Raw genomic sequence first — 14,728 nt, forward strand, 5'->3', positions numbered from 1 at the left:
GTACGAGGGAAAACTATCGTGGCCGGCCGCATTCTCATGCGCCACCAATATCGTCTTGATCGGTATCTGAGAGTCGCTGGGAACCCGAGTAGTCATCAGAGGCCTCCAAACCCAAGACACGGCAACTTCGAAACCCAGCCAGGAAATGGACGCTCCACTGTTCAGCTGTTGCCAGCGGACTACTCGATAGCGAGGCTTCCAAGTTGCAACCCCTAATCATTTCCCCTCCACGAATCGGTGACGAATGGAACATGTAGATAATAACTTATGATGTAAACGTCGATAATAATTATTTATATGAGGATATAATTGAATTTATACTTGACATACAAGGGAAATTGCAGTATGGAAAAACCATAATTGTTGACAATTTACACTATTTTCGGATAACCCGGCCAATCCTTTTCTTTTTAAACAAAAATCTCAATTTTATATAAATCGGTTAATCTTTACAGGATTCAAAAAAAGCTTTGAGTTCAGGAATCGCGTGGCAGTGTTTTGCAAATCTGTGAGAGATGCGCACTCGGCCATAGTGCTTCAAGGATTGCGGCCGTGTCCTGCCGGGATGTTGCTTCGTTCCCTCAAGGATTCGGTTAGTCTCCTGCTACTGGAAGTTTCGCGCCTTCACCTTCAGCGTATCGATATGCAGATCGGGTACGAAGATGTCCCGCGGCTGCGGCACTTTCTTCGACCGGTCCCGCGCATCGCCACCACCCACGGAGCCGTGCGCGAACTCGTCGCCACGCCCTGACGTGACCTTGAACGCCGCATCCATGTCGGCCAGAGCGGAGAGGTCGCCCGAGAGATCGAAGAGCTGCTGCGCCACCAGGTGAACGACGTCGCCTTCCCGCTGGATGCGCCCATTGATCGCCATCATCGACGCCCCTAGCACCACGCGCCGGCGCTTTTCAAACAGGCTCGGCCAGACCACGATGTTGGCCGCCCCCGTCTCGTCCTCGATCGTGATGAACATCACGCCCTTGGCCGATCCCGGCTTCTGGCGGACCAGCACGAGGCCGGCCGTGTAGACCCAGCGCCCGTCCCTGCCCGCCATCGCTTCCTCGCAGGTGACCATGCTGCGCTTGGTAAGTTCCTTCCTCAGAAACGCAACCGGATGCTCGCGCAGCGTCAGGCCGACATGGCCATAGTCCTCGACCACATTGTGCCCCTCGGTCATCTGGCGCAGCGCCACATCAGGCTCCTGCTGTTCGGCAATTGCTCGCATCTCGCGCTCGGCCGCGGCAGCAAACAGCGGGAGCGGCTCGTCGCGCAACGCTTTGATGGCCCAGAGCGCGTCACGCCGCTCGAGCTTCAGGCTCGGCAAGAACGCATCTGCCTCCGCCAACTCGACCAGAGAAGCCGCCGGCACGCCGGAGCGCCGCCACATGTCATCGACACTTTCGAAGGGATCGTCCATGCGGGCCGCAACGATCCGGGCGGCATCGGTGGCGGCGAGCCCGCGCACCATGCGCATGCCGAGACGCACGGCCCGCATCTTCGTGCCCGGCACCTTCTCGAGCGTGCAGTCCCAGCGTGAGCGGTTGACGCAGACCGGCCGGATCTCGACACCATGGGCACGCGCGTCCCCGACGATCTGCGCCGGTGCATAGAAGCCCATGGGCTGGGAATTGAGGAGGGCCGCACAGAAGGCGTCGGGATGATGGCACTTCACGAAGTTGGAGGCATAGGCGATCAGCGCAAAGGACGCGGCATGGCTTTCCGGAAAGCCGTAGGATCCGAAGCCTTCGAGCTGGCTGAAGGTCTTCTCAGCAAACTCGGCCGAGTAGCCGTTCTTCACCATGCCCGAGACCAGCTTGTCCTTGAACCGGCTTACACCGCCTGTGAACTTGAAGGTCGCCATGCTCTTGCGCAACTGGTCGGCCTCGCCACCGGTAAAGCCCGCGCAGACCATCGCCACCCGCATGGCGCTTTCCTGAAAGAGCGGCACGCCGAGCGTCTTGCCGAGCACGGACTCGAGCTCGGGCGTGGGGTACTCGACCTTCTCCTTGCCCTCGCGGCGACGCAGATAGGGATGCACCATGTCGCCCTGGATGGGACCGGGCCGCACGATCGCCACCTGGACCACGAGATCATAGAAGGTCCGGGGCTTGAGCCGTGGCAGCATGGCCATCTGCGCCCGGCTTTCGATCTGGAAGGTGCCGAGCGTGTCGGCCTTGCGGATCATCGCATAGGTGGCAGCATCTTCCTGAGGGAGGCTGCCGAGATCGAGATCTTCGTGCTTGTGCGCGCGGATGAGGTCGAAGGCCTTGGACATGCAGGTGAGCATGCCGAGCGCGAGCACGTCGACCTTCATCATCCGCAAAGCCTCGACATCGTCCTTGTCCCACTCGATGATCTGCCGGTCAGCCATGCTCGCTGGCTCGATCGGCACGAGATCATCCAGGCGATCGTGCGTCAGTACGAAGCCACCTGGATGCTGGCCGAGGTGACGCGGGGCGCCCATGAGCTGTTGGGCAAGCGACAGGGTGAGCACCAGCCGCCGATCGTCCGGGTTGAGGTTCAGCTCCTTGACGTTCCTCTCGCTGACCGCCTCCGACCACGACCACATGCCGGACGACAGCGCCTTGATCAGATCCTCCGGCAGGCCCAGCGCCTTGCCGACATCGCGGATCGCGCCCTTGGCCCTATAGCGCGTGACGGTGGAACAGAGCGCTGCCTTCTGATGCGTGTAGGTCCGGTAGATCCACTGGATGACCTCTTCGCGCCGCTCATGCTCAAAGTCGACGTCGATATCCGGCGGCTCGTCGCGCTCCTGGCTGACGAAGCGCTCGAACAGCAGGTCGTTGGTCTCCGGATCGATCGAGGTGATGCCGAGGATGTAGCAGACGGCGGAGTTGGCGGCCGATCCCCGCCCCTGGCAGAGAATGCCTTGCGAGCGCGCAAAGCGCACGATCGAGAAGACGGTGAGGAAGTACGGCGCGTAGCGCATGGTGCGGATGAGATCGAGCTCATGGCGCACGGTCTTCAGCACGCTCGGGGGCAGACCTTCGGGATAGCGATCAGGTATGCACTCCCAGACATAGTGCTCGAGGGACTCTTGCGGTGTCTTGCCCGGAATGATCGCCTCTTCCGGATACTGGTAGGTCAGTTCCTCCAGACTGAAGGTGCAGCGGGACACGATCTCCATCGTTCGGGCGAGCGCCTCGCGGTGGCGCGGGAACAGACGCTCCATCTCCTCGGGCGGCTTGAGGTAGCGGTCGGCATGGCGTTCCCGCTCGAAGCCGACCTCGTCGATGGTCGTGTTGTTGCGGATGCAGGTGACGATGTCCTGGAGCTGCCGACGGCCGGGCTCGTGGAAGAGCACGTCATTCGTCACCACCGTGCGCACCCGGTAGCGATGGGCAAGGATCTCCAGCTCATGCAGCCGCATCTGGTCGTTGGGCCGGCGGCGCAGCGACAGCGCGAGATAGGCACGATCCCCGAAGGCACCGGCCAGCTTGCGGAGCTGCACCGCGCTGGTCTCGTCGGGCAGATCCGGCACGAGCACGGCAATGAGGCCCTCGGCATAGAGTTCGAGATCCTCGAACGAGAGGATGCAGTTGCCCTTGCCGCCCCTGCCCTTGCCGAGCGTCAGAAGGCGGGTCAGGCGGGAATAAGCGGCGCGGTCGGTCGGATAAACAAGCACCGACATGCCGTCGGCCAGATCAAGGCGGCAGCCGACCACCAGACGAATGCCGGTCGTGCGCGAGGCCTCGAGCGCCCGCACGATGCCGGCAAGCGAATTGCGATCAACGATGCCGAGCGCCTCGATGCCAAGCGCATGGGCGGTCGCAAACAACTCTTCTGCGGAGGACGCGCCACGCAGGAACGAGAAGTGGGTGGTGACCTGGAGTTCTGCGTACCTCATGCGGCGTACCTCACGCGAAGATCCCGTGCAGGAACCAGCGTTGCGAGCCGGTGGCCAAGTTCTCACCGTCGCCACTGCGGAACACCCAGAAGCGCTCGCCTGCCTCATCCTCCAGCGTGAAGTAGTCGCGCACGGCCGCACTTTCGCTGTCGCGCTTCCACCATTCGCCGAACACACGTTCCGGCCCATCCGCCCGCTTGACGCGTCTCCGCTTGCCCCGCCAGGTAAACGACACGGGCGGCTGGTCGGGCAGGAGCGCGATGACGTCGATCGGGTCGGGGTGCGCTAGAAGACGCGTCGGGCGCGGCCAGTGTAGCGTCCATGACTCCAGCACATCGGCGGCGGCGGCCGCAATCCGGCGCACGCTACGTTCCGGCACGTCGCTGGCAACAGCCGCATAGCGGTAGACCCTGTGACCGCGATTGCCGAAGATGTCGATCAACGGAGTGATGTCGCGATCGGTGTCATCGACAAGGGTTGATACGCTCTGCGTCTCCTCCAGCGGCTCCGCCATGACGGCGGCCAGCGACAGCTTCTCGATCCCAAAACCCGGCTCGATCTTTTCGGTGCGGTCGCGGAAGAGCTTTGTCAGCCAGGCGATGTCGCGCGCAGGTTTTGCCGTGCCCGCCCGGATTGCCTGGCGCGTGCCGTCCACTTTCTCCACAAGGAGATCGGCACGCCGGATGCCAAGCCCCCTCTCCTGCAGCTTCTCCACGAGCGCCACCACCAGACGACCGACATACTTGTCGATGGTCTCGGCGGCTCCGATGGGCTCGGCAAAGGAGCGCGAGACGACGATGAGGTCCGGCGTGCGGACAGGATCGATCGGCTCAGACACGCGGCCGAACATCTCATCAAGCCGGCGGCCGATCTCCGGGCCGAAGCGAAGCGCCAGCGGCGCACGCGGCGTGGCGGAAAGTTCGCCGATGGTGCGGAAGCCGAGCGTGCGCAGATCGAACACGGTCTTCTCGGGCAGCCGCAGCCGCGCGATCGGCAGACGCTCGACGGCTCTCGCTGTCTGGCCCGTGGGCACGATCACGGTCTCGCGCGCGATGGTGCGGGCGCAGGCGTGCGCGGCACCCCAGGTATCGGCGATGGCGACGCGTGCCGTGAGGCCCTTTGGGCGGAAGCGGTTGGCGATCCCGGAGATCATCATCGCCTCGCCGCCCTGGAGATGATCGGCGCCTTCCGTGTCGAGCACGATGCCGTCGGTGCCATCCACGGCTACGACAGGCGAGTAGATCTTCAACGCCCAGAGCGACAACCGCTCGAGCGCCCGTGCGTCCGCCACCGAATCGGCATCCACCATCATCAGCCCGGAGAACAAGGCCTGCGCCTTGGCGGCAGCCATGCCGACCCGCACACCGGCGGCAACGGCTGCCGCATCCGCTGACGATACCCAGCGCTTGGCACCGCTTCGCGCGATCACCACCACCGGCTGCTCAGGCGGAATATCCGGATCGTCGCGACGGATGCGATCGGTCGGTAGCGTCGGCAGATAGATGGATACGACCCTGGGCATCACAGGCTCCGACAGTAAATTCCGCGCATTCTCCCGATTTGACCCGCATCAGCTCCAGGAACCATTGCGGCCGGCCGACACCGGGAACCGGCAGCGCCACCGACGGCAGCACGCTGACCCGCCACCGCGTGCTGGATGCCGTCGGCTGGCCGAAGTCATTGGCCTCCGTCTGCCGTCGCCATCGCCGCACCACGAGACCGAGCGTCCCGGACTTCTCGGCGGCAAGCTGGAGCCGACGCGAGGCGGTCATTGGCAGGCGCACGAGTTCGCCGACCACGGCACCGAGACCGCCATGCGATAGGCCCTCTTCCATCGAAGCCAGCACGTCCTCCTCACGATCGACTTCCACGAAGACCACACGATTGGCATCGAGGCCCACCTGGGCAAGTGCCGGGAAGAACAGGTCCGGCCGCGTGAGGCACCAGACGACCTTGCCTTTCGTGCGGGCCGCGATCCCCGCGGCGAACAAGGCTGCCGCCGCACCGTCGACTGTGCCCGATCCGCCGCCGGCGATCTCGTGCAGCGCGCCACGGGCAAGACCGCCGCCCGGCAGAACGGCGTCGATCGCCAGCACGCCGAAGGGCAGCCAGCCGGCCTGACGCGGAACGCTGCATTCCAGCGTTGCGATCCGGTCGCGAAGCTCGGTGAGAACCTGTGCGCGGGCAGCCGTCATCGATCACGCACTCCTTTCGAGATTTGCGGGTTACAAGCGCGGCATCATGCCGCTTACGAAGCTGATGTTCATGACTTGTTCTTTTTGAGATAGGAGTCAAGTCCGCGATGAATAGGAAAATAGTCGGAGGCGGACGTTCTGTGAGGAATCCGCTTTTGATTCAGAATGGTAAGTCGCGGACCACCTTCCGGATCATCAACAGGAAATGCGTCGGCCTGTGGAGGAGCGTCGCCGCTCATTCGCATGGAGGCTGTTGCTCGCAAAATCGCGTCCGCGTGCTAGGATCGCCCGACCCGGCCTCTCGACCGGCCATTCCCATGGGAAGAGACAGATGTGCAACCTCTACAACATCACGACGAACCAGGAGGCGATCCGCGCCTTTGCCAATGCTGCCCGTGACATCATCGGCAACATGGAGCCGTCGCTCGATGTCTACCCCGACCGGATGGCGCCGATCGTGCGCAATGCACCCGACGGCGTGCGCGAGCTTGCCTCCGTGCGCTGGGGCATGCCGAGTTCAAGCCAGGCGCTGTACGAGGCCGCGACCAAGCGGGCCGACAAGCTGCGCGCCAAGGGGAAGGACGTCGACTTCGACGCGCTGCTCAAACACGAGCCGGACGGTGGCACGACAAACGTGCGCAATACTGCAAGTCGCCACTGGAAGCGCTGGCTGGGCATCGAGAACCGCTGCGTCGTGCCGCTCACCCGCTTTGCCGAGCCGAACCCGGCCGGTAAAGTCGAAGGCGGACGCACGCCGAATGCCTGGTTTGCCGCCAACGCGAGTGAGCCGCTGATGTTCTTCGCCGGCATCTGGGTCAAGGACTGGACGAGCGTGCGCAAGGTCAAGGAAGGGCTGATCACCGCGGACTATCATGCCTTCCTTACCTGCCCGCCGAATGCGGTCGTCGGGCCGATCCACCCGAAGGCGATGCCGGTAATCCTGACGACATCGGACGAGGTCGAGGCGTGGCTGACGCTGCCTTGGGCAGAGGCGAAGGCGCTGCAGCGTCCATTGCCGGAAGACCGGCTGGTTCTCCTCAATCCTCCTTCTGTTGACCGCGAGCTTGGCTCTGCTGACGCGTTATCGTAGAGATGGCGTTGGCTTTATCGCCTTCGGCCCTTTGCAGTCGCGGCGACATGAACGAGAGCCGCCGTCGATAGCAGTATCGAAGAAACCAGCACCGCCACCGACAGCAGTCCGCGGTTCGTAATTTCGGCCGTCGCACGCAAGCCGCTGTCTTTCTTCACCATTAGCGACACCTCGGCCCGCTGGATATCCCGGCCGCCGAAGGTCGCGCCAATATCATGCCTTTTGGGCCCAATCGGACCACCCGAACGATCTTCGCTCATTTCTCGAGCTTGTCCTCGACCTTGCTTCGGCTGTTGCCTACGGCCTTTACCGCATCTTTGACGCTGTCTTTCGAAACGTCCTCTTTTTTGGCCTCGTAGGCGACTTCGTGATCCTGGCCTGTTGCGACACGGGCTCGGTCCTGGTTTCTTCCGCGAGAGGTCTTGGCCATCTTGTATCTCCGAATATCGAAACATATAGGTAACTTGCTGCGATTTCTGAGGTTCCTTCACTCTCGATCATCAAGATCAATATGGTGTCGGTCGTTCTTTAACCTTTTAATGCTGTCATCGCCTGATGGCGAGCAAACCCCTCAACCGTTCAAGACCAAAGCACCTCAGGACTGAGGCCGAAGCACCGCTTCGCAGCCAACGGCGAAACGCTCGTGATCCCGCACAGCCTCAGTTGCCGCTCGACCTCATGCCGGAGCGGATCGAACCGTGCCTTGCCTTATTGACAGCCAAGCCACCTAAAGGACCGGACTGGGCCTACGAGGTGAAATGGGACGGCTATCGCGTCCACGTCCACAGCGAGCTCGGAGGTAACATCCGCATACTGACCCGTGGTGGCCATGACTGGACACATCGGTTTCCAGCAATCGAAAAAGCCGCGCTTGAACTTGGTCCGGCGACCATGATCCTCGATGGGGAGGTCGTCGTCCTCGACGAGCAGGGTCGCAGCGACTTCAACGCTCTCGTCGCGTCGCTCGGCGGCCGCGGAGGTAAAAAGGTCGCGACGGACACGGTGCTGTACGCGTTCGACCTGCTCTACCTCGACGGCCACGACCTATCCAAGCTCTCACTCGAGGAGCGCCGAATGCTTCTCGATCCGCTTCTCGAAAAGGCAGCCGGCGCTATCAGGCTTTCCGAGATGCTCGTTACCGACGGAGCGGCCCTGTTTGCGACAGCATGCGAACTGGGCCTTGAAGGCATTGTCGCAAAGCGATTAGACGCCCCGTACAGGTCAGGACGTGGTGGCGAGTGGAGGAAGATCAAATGCGTCCAGTCGGACACCTTCGTCGTAGTCGGCTATGAACCCTCGACCTCGTCGCCCGGCGCAATCGCCAGCTTGCTGCTCGGTGCTCGCAAGGGTGATGCGCTGGTTTATGTCGGCTCCGTAGGGACGGGTTTTACGGACAGGGATGCACGCGAACTGATGGACAGACTAAATGCGATGCGCACGAAGCGGCCAGCCGTCGCCGTGAAGGGAAAGTCCCTGGTGTTCGTAGAACCGATACTCGCAGCCGAGATTGAATACCGTGCCTGGACGGGCGACGGGAAACTTCGTCACGCGAGCTACAAGGGTCTGCGAGATGCCGAGGATACCACCGACGTGTACATTTTCGAAGGTTGACGTTACGGGAGCGCATTAGCGCCGTCTCTTGCCGACAGGGAGTTTCTAGGGCTTAGATCGATGTTTGAGGCGGTGACCTACGGCCGCTTGGCGCCTCCCTTTCCGCCATTCACAGAGGAGCCAGTCTTCCCGAGAGCGGACGCGGTTACGGTAGCGGGTTGAAGTTAACCAATGTCCAAGGACATCTGCTTCTCACTGTATTTTTGACCGACTGTATATTTTGGGTCTTCCAAAGCACCGTCAGGCATTGACGTCGTGAAAATAATTTGGTGTTCAACCTTCATTTCTTGGCTCCATTTCAATATAACGCGTTGGAAGTTGTGGCTTCGCGCCTCGGTCATCCCTTTATCTTCGATGTTGTCCAAGAGCGCGAATCTTGGATACTTCATGCGCTGGTCCAGGCAGGAGGCGAACACCAGTGCCAAGTGAAAAGCGTTTTTGATGATAGTGGCGGAGCTTGCTGAGTAGCCGCGCTTGTCATTGACTACGATATCGTTGTCACCGAAGTTGAATCTCACCCCGAATTCATCGACAGGCTCTATATCACTCGGTAAGTCGTCCTCAAGTATTTTAGCCGTCAATCGCGATATCAGACCATATATAGACGCCTGCCGCTTCTCTCGGGCCGCTATCCAGCCTGCAATATCCCGCTTCAGGTTCGTCAGCGTGTCGTTGAGCTTTTCCTTCCGCTGGGCAAGCTCGGTCACCTCGGCTGCCAGACGGCGTTCGCGCTCCAGATCGACAAGCTCCCTGTCGAGATATCCGACCGATCGGGTCAGCTCCTCGATCTTTGCGTCGGCTTCGGTTAGATAGTGTCGCGATCGTGTCAGGAGTTCTTCGGAAAGGGTATTGCGTACCCGATACATCCCGCTGAGCTGAGCCTTAAGAGCAGCGCGGTCCGTTTCTCGCGTTACCTGAAGGGACCTCGATTCCTTAAGCTGCATTTCCACCTCGTTGCGCAAACGTGCATACCGAGACTGATTATAGGTCTCATCGAGGCCCGTCTTGCAAAGATGGCATTGATGACCGTCCGGAGACGGCTCGACCGAAGAAAGGCAACTGGGGCAGAAGGAAAAAACGAAAGGTGCAAGCGACTCTCCAGTCGCCTGCGATTGGTCTATCTGCTTCAGGTTCTTTTCAAGGTCCGAGATCAAAAGAGCGGCGTCTTCGATCGCAAGAGCGAGGCGATCGAGACTACGCTGTGTGGCGACCACGTCGCGGCTGACTTTGTCCAGATCACGGCGAAGCGCTTCGATCACGGACGAACTGTCGTCCTCGGCTTGTCCTCGTTCATATCTCGACGCGCGGAGGTTTTCGATCTCCTGGAGGATGGAAACACGCTTGGCTTCGACTTCTTCGGTTCTATTGATGAGATCCGAGAAGTCGAGCTTCTCGTCAACACGCCGAAGGACCTTCAGTAGGGCGGTAAAGGAGCTCGTGACTTCAGAATATTCACGATCAAGCTGTCGAGCCAAGATCTGACTGGGGTAAATGCGATCGTCAAGAACGCCGCAAAGCAGATCGCCGATGGCTTGACGCCTATTCGCGGCATCTCGATCTTCCATTCGGAATATCGCATTCACCGGGGTCATCTGATCCACATACATCAGCCTGAGGAGCTGGTGCATCGTGATATTGGCTTCGTCCGATGGGACTTCGGGCATTGTAAGCGCCGTAAACAGAACCTGGCTGAAGCCCATTCGCTCGAGGTATCGGGAGTAGGGCAACTTCATCCACCCCTCGACCGCACTCGCGTTCGCCTCCTCGAAGGTGCCAAAAAACACCCACATCGGTAACTGGGAAGCTGTCGTCGATATCTCGCGACGCAATGTGACCAGCGAACCGTTGAGTGCAACCTCCGCGAAGGTCTGATCGCACATTCCTGCTTCGCGCTTCCAATCCAGAAGGTTGCCGCCTAGCGCGAAGAAGATGAGGTCCGCAATCGTCGACTTGCCACGGCTGTTTCCATCGCTTCGGATCATGTTGACGCCAGGATGGAATGTCTCGTCGTAGGCGGTTTTTCCGGACTTGGTCACAACCAGCCTGATCAGCCTTAGCGATGGGTCACGTCGGATCATATCGAAACTCCATCAACTTCGACCGCGCTTTTAGGCCCTCTTTGCCAAGCAGTGGGACGGTTGCGATTTTTGTTCCCAGATATCCGGCCAAATCCAGGTCTTCGGGCGTAGCGTGCCTCAGCAATTCATCAGGCACCAGATTCTCCGTACGCTTCACTATGCCCACCTTTAGGGCATCGCCTGAGATCAGCTCTCGGCCAGCCAAGGCGGCGACGATCAGCTTATGCAGACCTTTGGACTGCGCCAGAAACGTCTTCGGAGACGGCAATGTGTTGAACCGGGACGCGGTGCCTGCCAGCTTCCTGCCCTTCACTCCAGCACCTTTCGGAAACTCCAGATCGGCGAGCAGGTATGGAAAGACATAATAGAGATCGACAATCCTTAGGGTATCCGTCGGCATGGATTTGCCTGGTGTGTTTTCCAGAATCAGGAGAGCACGGAAGACACCATGGTAGACGTCGAAAGCGGGATGATAAACTAACATCAGTCCCACCTAATGTGGCAGTTGCCGGTCAGGAAATAGATCATGCCGCGGACGTAATCTATCGAGACATCCTCAAACTGAGGGCAGTCATCGAGTTCGTTTGCAATGGGTACAGTTATATTTTTCGAGACGGTCTGATCCACCAATGATGCATCCACACCTGCATCGATCAGGTGGCGCACCTGTGAATCGAAACGCTCGTGGATTCTCGCCATCAGCGTCGCCACAATCAGTTGGTATGCCGGCGAAAACTGGTTCGCTTTGATTTCCCCATAGACGTTCTCCTTGAGAGCTTTCGCCAACTGCACTTGTCGCTCCCTGTTCGCCAAGACGAGCTTCGCCTCTAACCCGATCACATCCTCGTTTTCGACCTGTCGGGTGTAGACTTCGAGTTGCCGAATGTAAGAGTTCAAGACCTTGTCTTCAGCAGCTTCCCTCTCCAACCTGGAGAATAGCTTCCGGAAGACGTTGGTGGACTTCGGGGCAGGTTGCATATCAGGCGCGGCGTTGTAGATATTGACGTCACCACCGTTCGCATAGACGTCTTTGCCGCCCATGTGGCCGCCGACCTTATTCTTGGTCTGTGATGTGGTCAGGCCATTCGAAGGCATCGGAACAACGCTCAACGCAGTCCCAGCTAGAATGCTTGGCTCATCCTGATCGTCTTCGATGGCCGTCAGTCTCTCGTCACATGGGTATCGCGGCCGGACAGGTTTCCGCCGACCTTGTTACCGCTTTGATTGACGGCTCCCTGGCTGTTCCGGGCCACCGAGGTCACGGAGTTTTTCCGTTTGCTTGAATCGAAGCGAATTTTGATGACAACGCCTGCCCCTAGTCCCGCTAAGAACGTTATGATGTGCCCGATTATGTCCTGCATACTCACCCCCCAATATTCAACCCACGATTAACATCCGAGTTGTCAGGCCGCAATACTGAGGTTGTCTGAAGTGCTGCCTGACCGTCTATAGGTATCGCGAGAGTGTCAGCCTGACTGCGCGCAGCATTGATGGGATACTCAGCCGCAGCGAACGATGATGGCGCACAAATCCCATCTAACCAACCCTAATAGCACTGCCTTCCGAAATTTAGCGGTAGTAGGCGTCCAAACACGGATGGCCGTTAAAGGTAATGCCGCACGCGGAAGCAGACCGTCCGCTCACGGCCCCTTTGCGGAAATGATTTCCGCTATGCGCCATCATCTCCGACATTAGAGCGGTGATGGCGCCTACCTGAAAGCAGTCATCCCGCCGGCGGGGGCTCACGTCGCCTCTGCGCCGCCAACAGCGGCCATGTCGCCCTAAGCAGGCATCCGATATCAGGGAAGGATGCTGGCCACTACGGCTGACAGCACAGCAGTGGCGCCAACGGCCTTAGATTCGCGAGACATTCACTGGAAGCACAAGCGCACTGATGATGAGGTAATATCGCTAACCGGATCGCGACGATTGACAAAATCCATGTATCCAGTAATACAGATACATGGAATCAGAGAAAGCCATCGCGGCACTTGCCGCCCTTGCCCAATCCACCCGCCTCGACACCTTCCGGCTGCTGGTCCGCCATGAACCGGAGGGCGTACCCGCCGGTGAACTTGCCCGCCTGCTCGGCGTGCCGCAGAACACCATGTCGGCCCACCTCGCGATCCTGTCGCGCGCTGGGCTGATCAAAGGCGAGCGCCATAGCCGCTCGATAATCTACCGCGCCGAGATCGACGCCCTTCGCGACCTGACCCTCTACCTGGTCAAGGACTGCTGCGGCGGCAGCGCTGAACTATGCGCGCCTATCATCACCGCTCTCACCCCCTGCTGCGACCCGTCCGCTCCGGAGAACCTGCAATGACCACCGACCGCGTCTACAACGTGCTGTTCCTGTGCACCGGCAATTCCGCCCGCTCGATCATTGCCGAGTCCATCCTCAACGGCGAAGGGAAAGGGCGCTTCAAGGCCTATTCGGCCGGAAGCCAGCCCAAAGGCCAGGTGCACCCGCTGGCCCTCGATACACTGCGCGCCCTCGGCTACGAGTCCACCGGCTTCCGCTCAAAGACCTGGGACGAGTTCGCCGAACCCGGCGCACCGCAGATGGATTTCATATTCACCGTCTGCGACAACGCCGCTGGCGAAGCCTGCCCGGTGTGGCTCGGCCACCCGATGACCGCTCACTGGGGCGTCGAGGACCCGGCCGCCGTGGAAGGCACCGAGATCGAGAAGGGCCAGGCATTCTCCAAGGCCGCGCGCTTCCTCAAGAACCGGATCTCGGCGTTCCTGAGCCTGCCGCTGACGTCGATCGACAAGCTGGCGCTGGAAACCCGCCTGCGCGAGATCGGCGCACTCGAAGGCAGCACCCGTCCGCAAGGGCAGGTCGCCTGATGTCTACGTTCGAACGCTACCTGACCCTGTGGGTCGCCCTCTGCATCATCGTTGGCATCGGCCTCGGGCACCTCATGCCCGGCGTGTTCCAAGCCATCGGTGCGGCCGAAGTCGCCAAGGTCAACCTGCCGGTAGCGGTGCTGATCTGGCTGATGATCATTCCCATGTTGCTCAAGATCGACTTTGCCTCACTGGCGCAGGTCGGCCGCCATTGGCGGGGCATCGGCGTCACGCTGTTCATCAACTGGGCTGTCAAGCCGTTCTCGATGGCGCTGCTCGGCTGGCTGTTCATCGGCTGGCTGTTCCGGCCGTACCTGCCGGAAACCCAGATCGACAGCTACATCGCGGGCTTGATTATCCTTGCGGCGGCGCCCTGCACGGCCATGGTGTTCGTTTGGTCGAACCTCACTAAGGGCGAGCCGCACTTCACGCTGAGCCAGGTGGCGCTCAACGATGCGATCATGGTGGTCGCGTTTGCCCCGATCGTTGCATTGCTGCTGGGACTTTCCGCCATCACCGTACCGTGGGATACGCTGATCCTCTCGGTGGTGCTTTATATCGTTCTGCCCGTGATCGTGGCCCAGCTCCTGCGCCGCAGCACCGATGTCGATCGCATGGCCGGTCGGCTGCAGCCGGTCTCGCTGGTGGCCCTGCTGTCCACGCTCGTGCTGCTGTTCGGCTTTCAGGGCGAGCAGATTATCGCGCAGCCCACCGTCATCGCGCTTCTCGCCGTGCCGATCCTGATCCAGGTCTACTTCAATTCCGGACTTGCCTATCTGCTGAACCGCGTGAGCGGTGAGGAGCATTGCGTGGCCGGTCCCTCGGCGCTGATCGGGGCTTCGAACTTCTTCGAGCTGGCAGTGGCTGCCGCCATCAGCCTGTTCGGGTTCACCTCCGGGGCAGCGCTCGCCACCGTCGTCGGCGTCCTTGTCGAGGTGCCGGTGATGCTGTCGGTGGTCTGGATCGTTAACCGCAGCAAGAACTGGTACGAGCGCGGCGCCGCCGTCCGGACCAACGCCATCAGAAAGGCCTGATA

Annotated in this window: 13 protein-coding genes; 5 read left to right on the forward strand and 8 right to left on the reverse strand. The window is 60.4% G+C overall.

What is annotated here, in order from left to right; genetic code table 11:
* Nucleotides 1-604: 604 nt before the first annotated feature.
* From ASG39_RS15265 to ASG39_RS15275, 3 genes are read right to left on the reverse strand one after another with little or no spacing between them, the layout of a single operon-like run.
* The gene (locus ASG39_RS15265) at nt 605-3,868 is read right to left on the reverse strand and encodes an error-prone DNA polymerase (RefSeq protein WP_062595817.1); all 3,264 of its coding nucleotides are present in this window, start codon (nt 3,866-3,868) and stop codon (nt 605-607) included.
* Nucleotides 3,869-3,878: 10 nt separating this feature from the next.
* Entirely contained in the window at nt 3,879-5,390 is a 1,512-nt protein-coding gene (locus ASG39_RS15270; protein ID WP_082477277.1) for a DNA polymerase Y family protein, read from the reverse strand.
* Nucleotides 5,311-6,063: an ImuA family protein gene (locus tag ASG39_RS15275; RefSeq protein WP_062595818.1), complete on the reverse strand. Its 753-nt coding sequence runs from the start codon at nt 6,061-6,063 to the stop codon at nt 5,311-5,313. The genes ASG39_RS15270 and ASG39_RS15275 overlap by 80 nt, the downstream gene beginning before the upstream one ends.
* A 331-nt stretch (nt 6,064-6,394) precedes the next feature.
* Here ASG39_RS15275 and ASG39_RS15280 point away from each other — a divergent pair, with 331 nt between their 5' ends.
* A complete protein-coding gene (locus tag ASG39_RS15280; protein ID WP_062595819.1) occupies nt 6,395-7,153 on the forward strand; it encodes an SOS response-associated peptidase in 759 nt (252 codons plus the stop codon).
* 14 nt (nt 7,154-7,167) lie between these two features.
* On the opposite strand, the gene ASG39_RS15285 is transcribed toward ASG39_RS15280, so the two are convergent.
* Nucleotides 7,168-7,413, reverse strand: a complete 246-nt coding sequence (locus ASG39_RS15285) for a hypothetical protein (RefSeq protein WP_062595820.1) — start codon at nt 7,411-7,413, stop codon at nt 7,168-7,170.
* Nucleotides 7,410-7,583: a DUF3606 domain-containing protein gene (locus ASG39_RS23410; RefSeq protein WP_082477278.1), complete on the reverse strand. Its 174-nt coding sequence runs from the start codon at nt 7,581-7,583 to the stop codon at nt 7,410-7,412. The genes ASG39_RS15285 and ASG39_RS23410 overlap by 4 nt, the downstream gene beginning before the upstream one ends.
* A gap of 125 nt (nt 7,584-7,708) precedes the next feature.
* Between ASG39_RS23410 and ligD the strand changes: the two genes are divergently transcribed.
* Nucleotides 7,709-8,764 carry a non-homologous end-joining DNA ligase gene (gene ligD, locus ASG39_RS15290; protein WP_062595821.1) on the forward strand — a complete coding sequence of 352 codons (1,056 nt, stop codon included), beginning with the start codon at nt 7,709-7,711 and terminating at the stop codon, nt 8,762-8,764.
* 164 nt (nt 8,765-8,928) lie between these two features.
* Here the strand turns inward: ligD and ASG39_RS15295 are convergent, their stop codons facing one another.
* From ASG39_RS15295 to ASG39_RS15305, 3 genes are read right to left on the reverse strand one after another with little or no spacing between them, the layout of a single operon-like run.
* Nucleotides 8,929-10,842, reverse strand: a complete 1,914-nt coding sequence (locus ASG39_RS15295; protein WP_062595822.1) for a hypothetical protein — start codon at nt 10,840-10,842, stop codon at nt 8,929-8,931.
* Nucleotides 10,829-11,326 (reverse strand): ABC-three component system middle component 5, encoded by a 498-nt coding sequence (locus ASG39_RS15300; protein WP_132665258.1) that lies wholly within the window; start codon nt 11,324-11,326, stop codon nt 10,829-10,831. Before ASG39_RS15300 ends, ASG39_RS15295 begins: the two co-directional genes overlap by 14 nt.
* A complete protein-coding gene (locus ASG39_RS15305) occupies nt 11,326-11,883 on the reverse strand; it encodes an ABC-three component system protein (RefSeq protein WP_146236608.1) in 558 nt (185 codons plus the stop codon). The genes ASG39_RS15300 and ASG39_RS15305 overlap by 1 nt, the downstream gene beginning before the upstream one ends.
* Before the next feature lie 922 nt (nt 11,884-12,805).
* Here ASG39_RS15305 and ASG39_RS15310 point away from each other — a divergent pair.
* From ASG39_RS15310 to arsB, 3 genes are read left to right on the forward strand one after another with little or no spacing between them, the layout of a single operon-like run.
* Complete coding sequence (locus ASG39_RS15310; RefSeq protein ID WP_062595825.1) at nt 12,806-13,165, forward strand: metalloregulator ArsR/SmtB family transcription factor; 360 nt, start codon at nt 12,806-12,808, stop codon at nt 13,163-13,165.
* Nucleotides 13,162-13,692, forward strand: coding sequence for an arsenate reductase ArsC (locus ASG39_RS15315; protein WP_062595826.1), 531 nt, complete (start codon nt 13,162-13,164; stop codon nt 13,690-13,692). The genes ASG39_RS15310 and ASG39_RS15315 overlap by 4 nt, the downstream gene beginning before the upstream one ends.
* A complete protein-coding gene (gene arsB, locus ASG39_RS15320; RefSeq protein ID WP_062595827.1) occupies nt 13,692-14,726 on the forward strand; it encodes an ACR3 family arsenite efflux transporter in 1,035 nt (344 codons plus the stop codon). The genes ASG39_RS15315 and arsB overlap by 1 nt, the downstream gene beginning before the upstream one ends.
* The last annotated feature ends 2 nt before the right edge of the window (nt 14,727-14,728 follow it).

This window comes from Rhizobium sp. Leaf371, from assembly GCF_001424045.1.
Taxonomy (GTDB): Bacteria; Pseudomonadota; Alphaproteobacteria; order Rhizobiales; family Rhizobiaceae; genus Ferranicluibacter.

What these genes read in the sequence shown, in the direction of transcription:
- ASG39_RS15265 (WP_062595817.1), bottom strand. Translation starts at nt 3,868, where the DNA reads ATGAGGTACGCAGAACTCCAGGTCACCACCCACTTCTCGTTCCTGCGT.
- ASG39_RS15270 (WP_082477277.1), bottom strand. Translation starts at nt 5,390, where the DNA reads ATGCCCAGGGTCGTATCCATCTATCTGCCGACGCTACCGACCGATCGC.
- ASG39_RS15275 (WP_062595818.1), bottom strand. Translation starts at nt 6,063, where the DNA reads ATGACGGCTGCCCGCGCACAGGTTCTCACCGAGCTTCGCGACCGGATC.
- ASG39_RS15280 (WP_062595819.1), top strand. Translation starts at nt 6,395, where the DNA reads ATGTGCAACCTCTACAACATCACGACGAACCAGGAGGCGATCCGCGCC.
- ASG39_RS15285 (WP_062595820.1), bottom strand. Translation starts at nt 7,413, where the DNA reads ATGAGCGAAGATCGTTCGGGTGGTCCGATTGGGCCCAAAAGGCATGAT.
- ASG39_RS23410 (WP_082477278.1), bottom strand. Translation starts at nt 7,583, where the DNA reads ATGGCCAAGACCTCTCGCGGAAGAAACCAGGACCGAGCCCGTGTCGCA.
- ligD (WP_062595821.1), top strand. Translation starts at nt 7,709, where the DNA reads ATGGCGAGCAAACCCCTCAACCGTTCAAGACCAAAGCACCTCAGGACT.
- ASG39_RS15295 (WP_062595822.1), bottom strand. Translation starts at nt 10,842, where the DNA reads ATGATCCGACGTGACCCATCGCTAAGGCTGATCAGGCTGGTTGTGACC.
- ASG39_RS15300 (WP_132665258.1), bottom strand. Translation starts at nt 11,326, where the DNA reads ATGTTAGTTTATCATCCCGCTTTCGACGTCTACCATGGTGTCTTCCGT.
- ASG39_RS15305 (WP_146236608.1), bottom strand. Translation starts at nt 11,883, where the DNA reads ATGGGCGGCAAAGACGTCTATGCGAACGGTGGTGACGTCAATATCTAC.
- ASG39_RS15310 (WP_062595825.1), top strand. Translation starts at nt 12,806, where the DNA reads ATGGAATCAGAGAAAGCCATCGCGGCACTTGCCGCCCTTGCCCAATCC.
- ASG39_RS15315 (WP_062595826.1), top strand. Translation starts at nt 13,162, where the DNA reads ATGACCACCGACCGCGTCTACAACGTGCTGTTCCTGTGCACCGGCAAT.
- arsB (WP_062595827.1), top strand. Translation starts at nt 13,692, where the DNA reads ATGTCTACGTTCGAACGCTACCTGACCCTGTGGGTCGCCCTCTGCATC.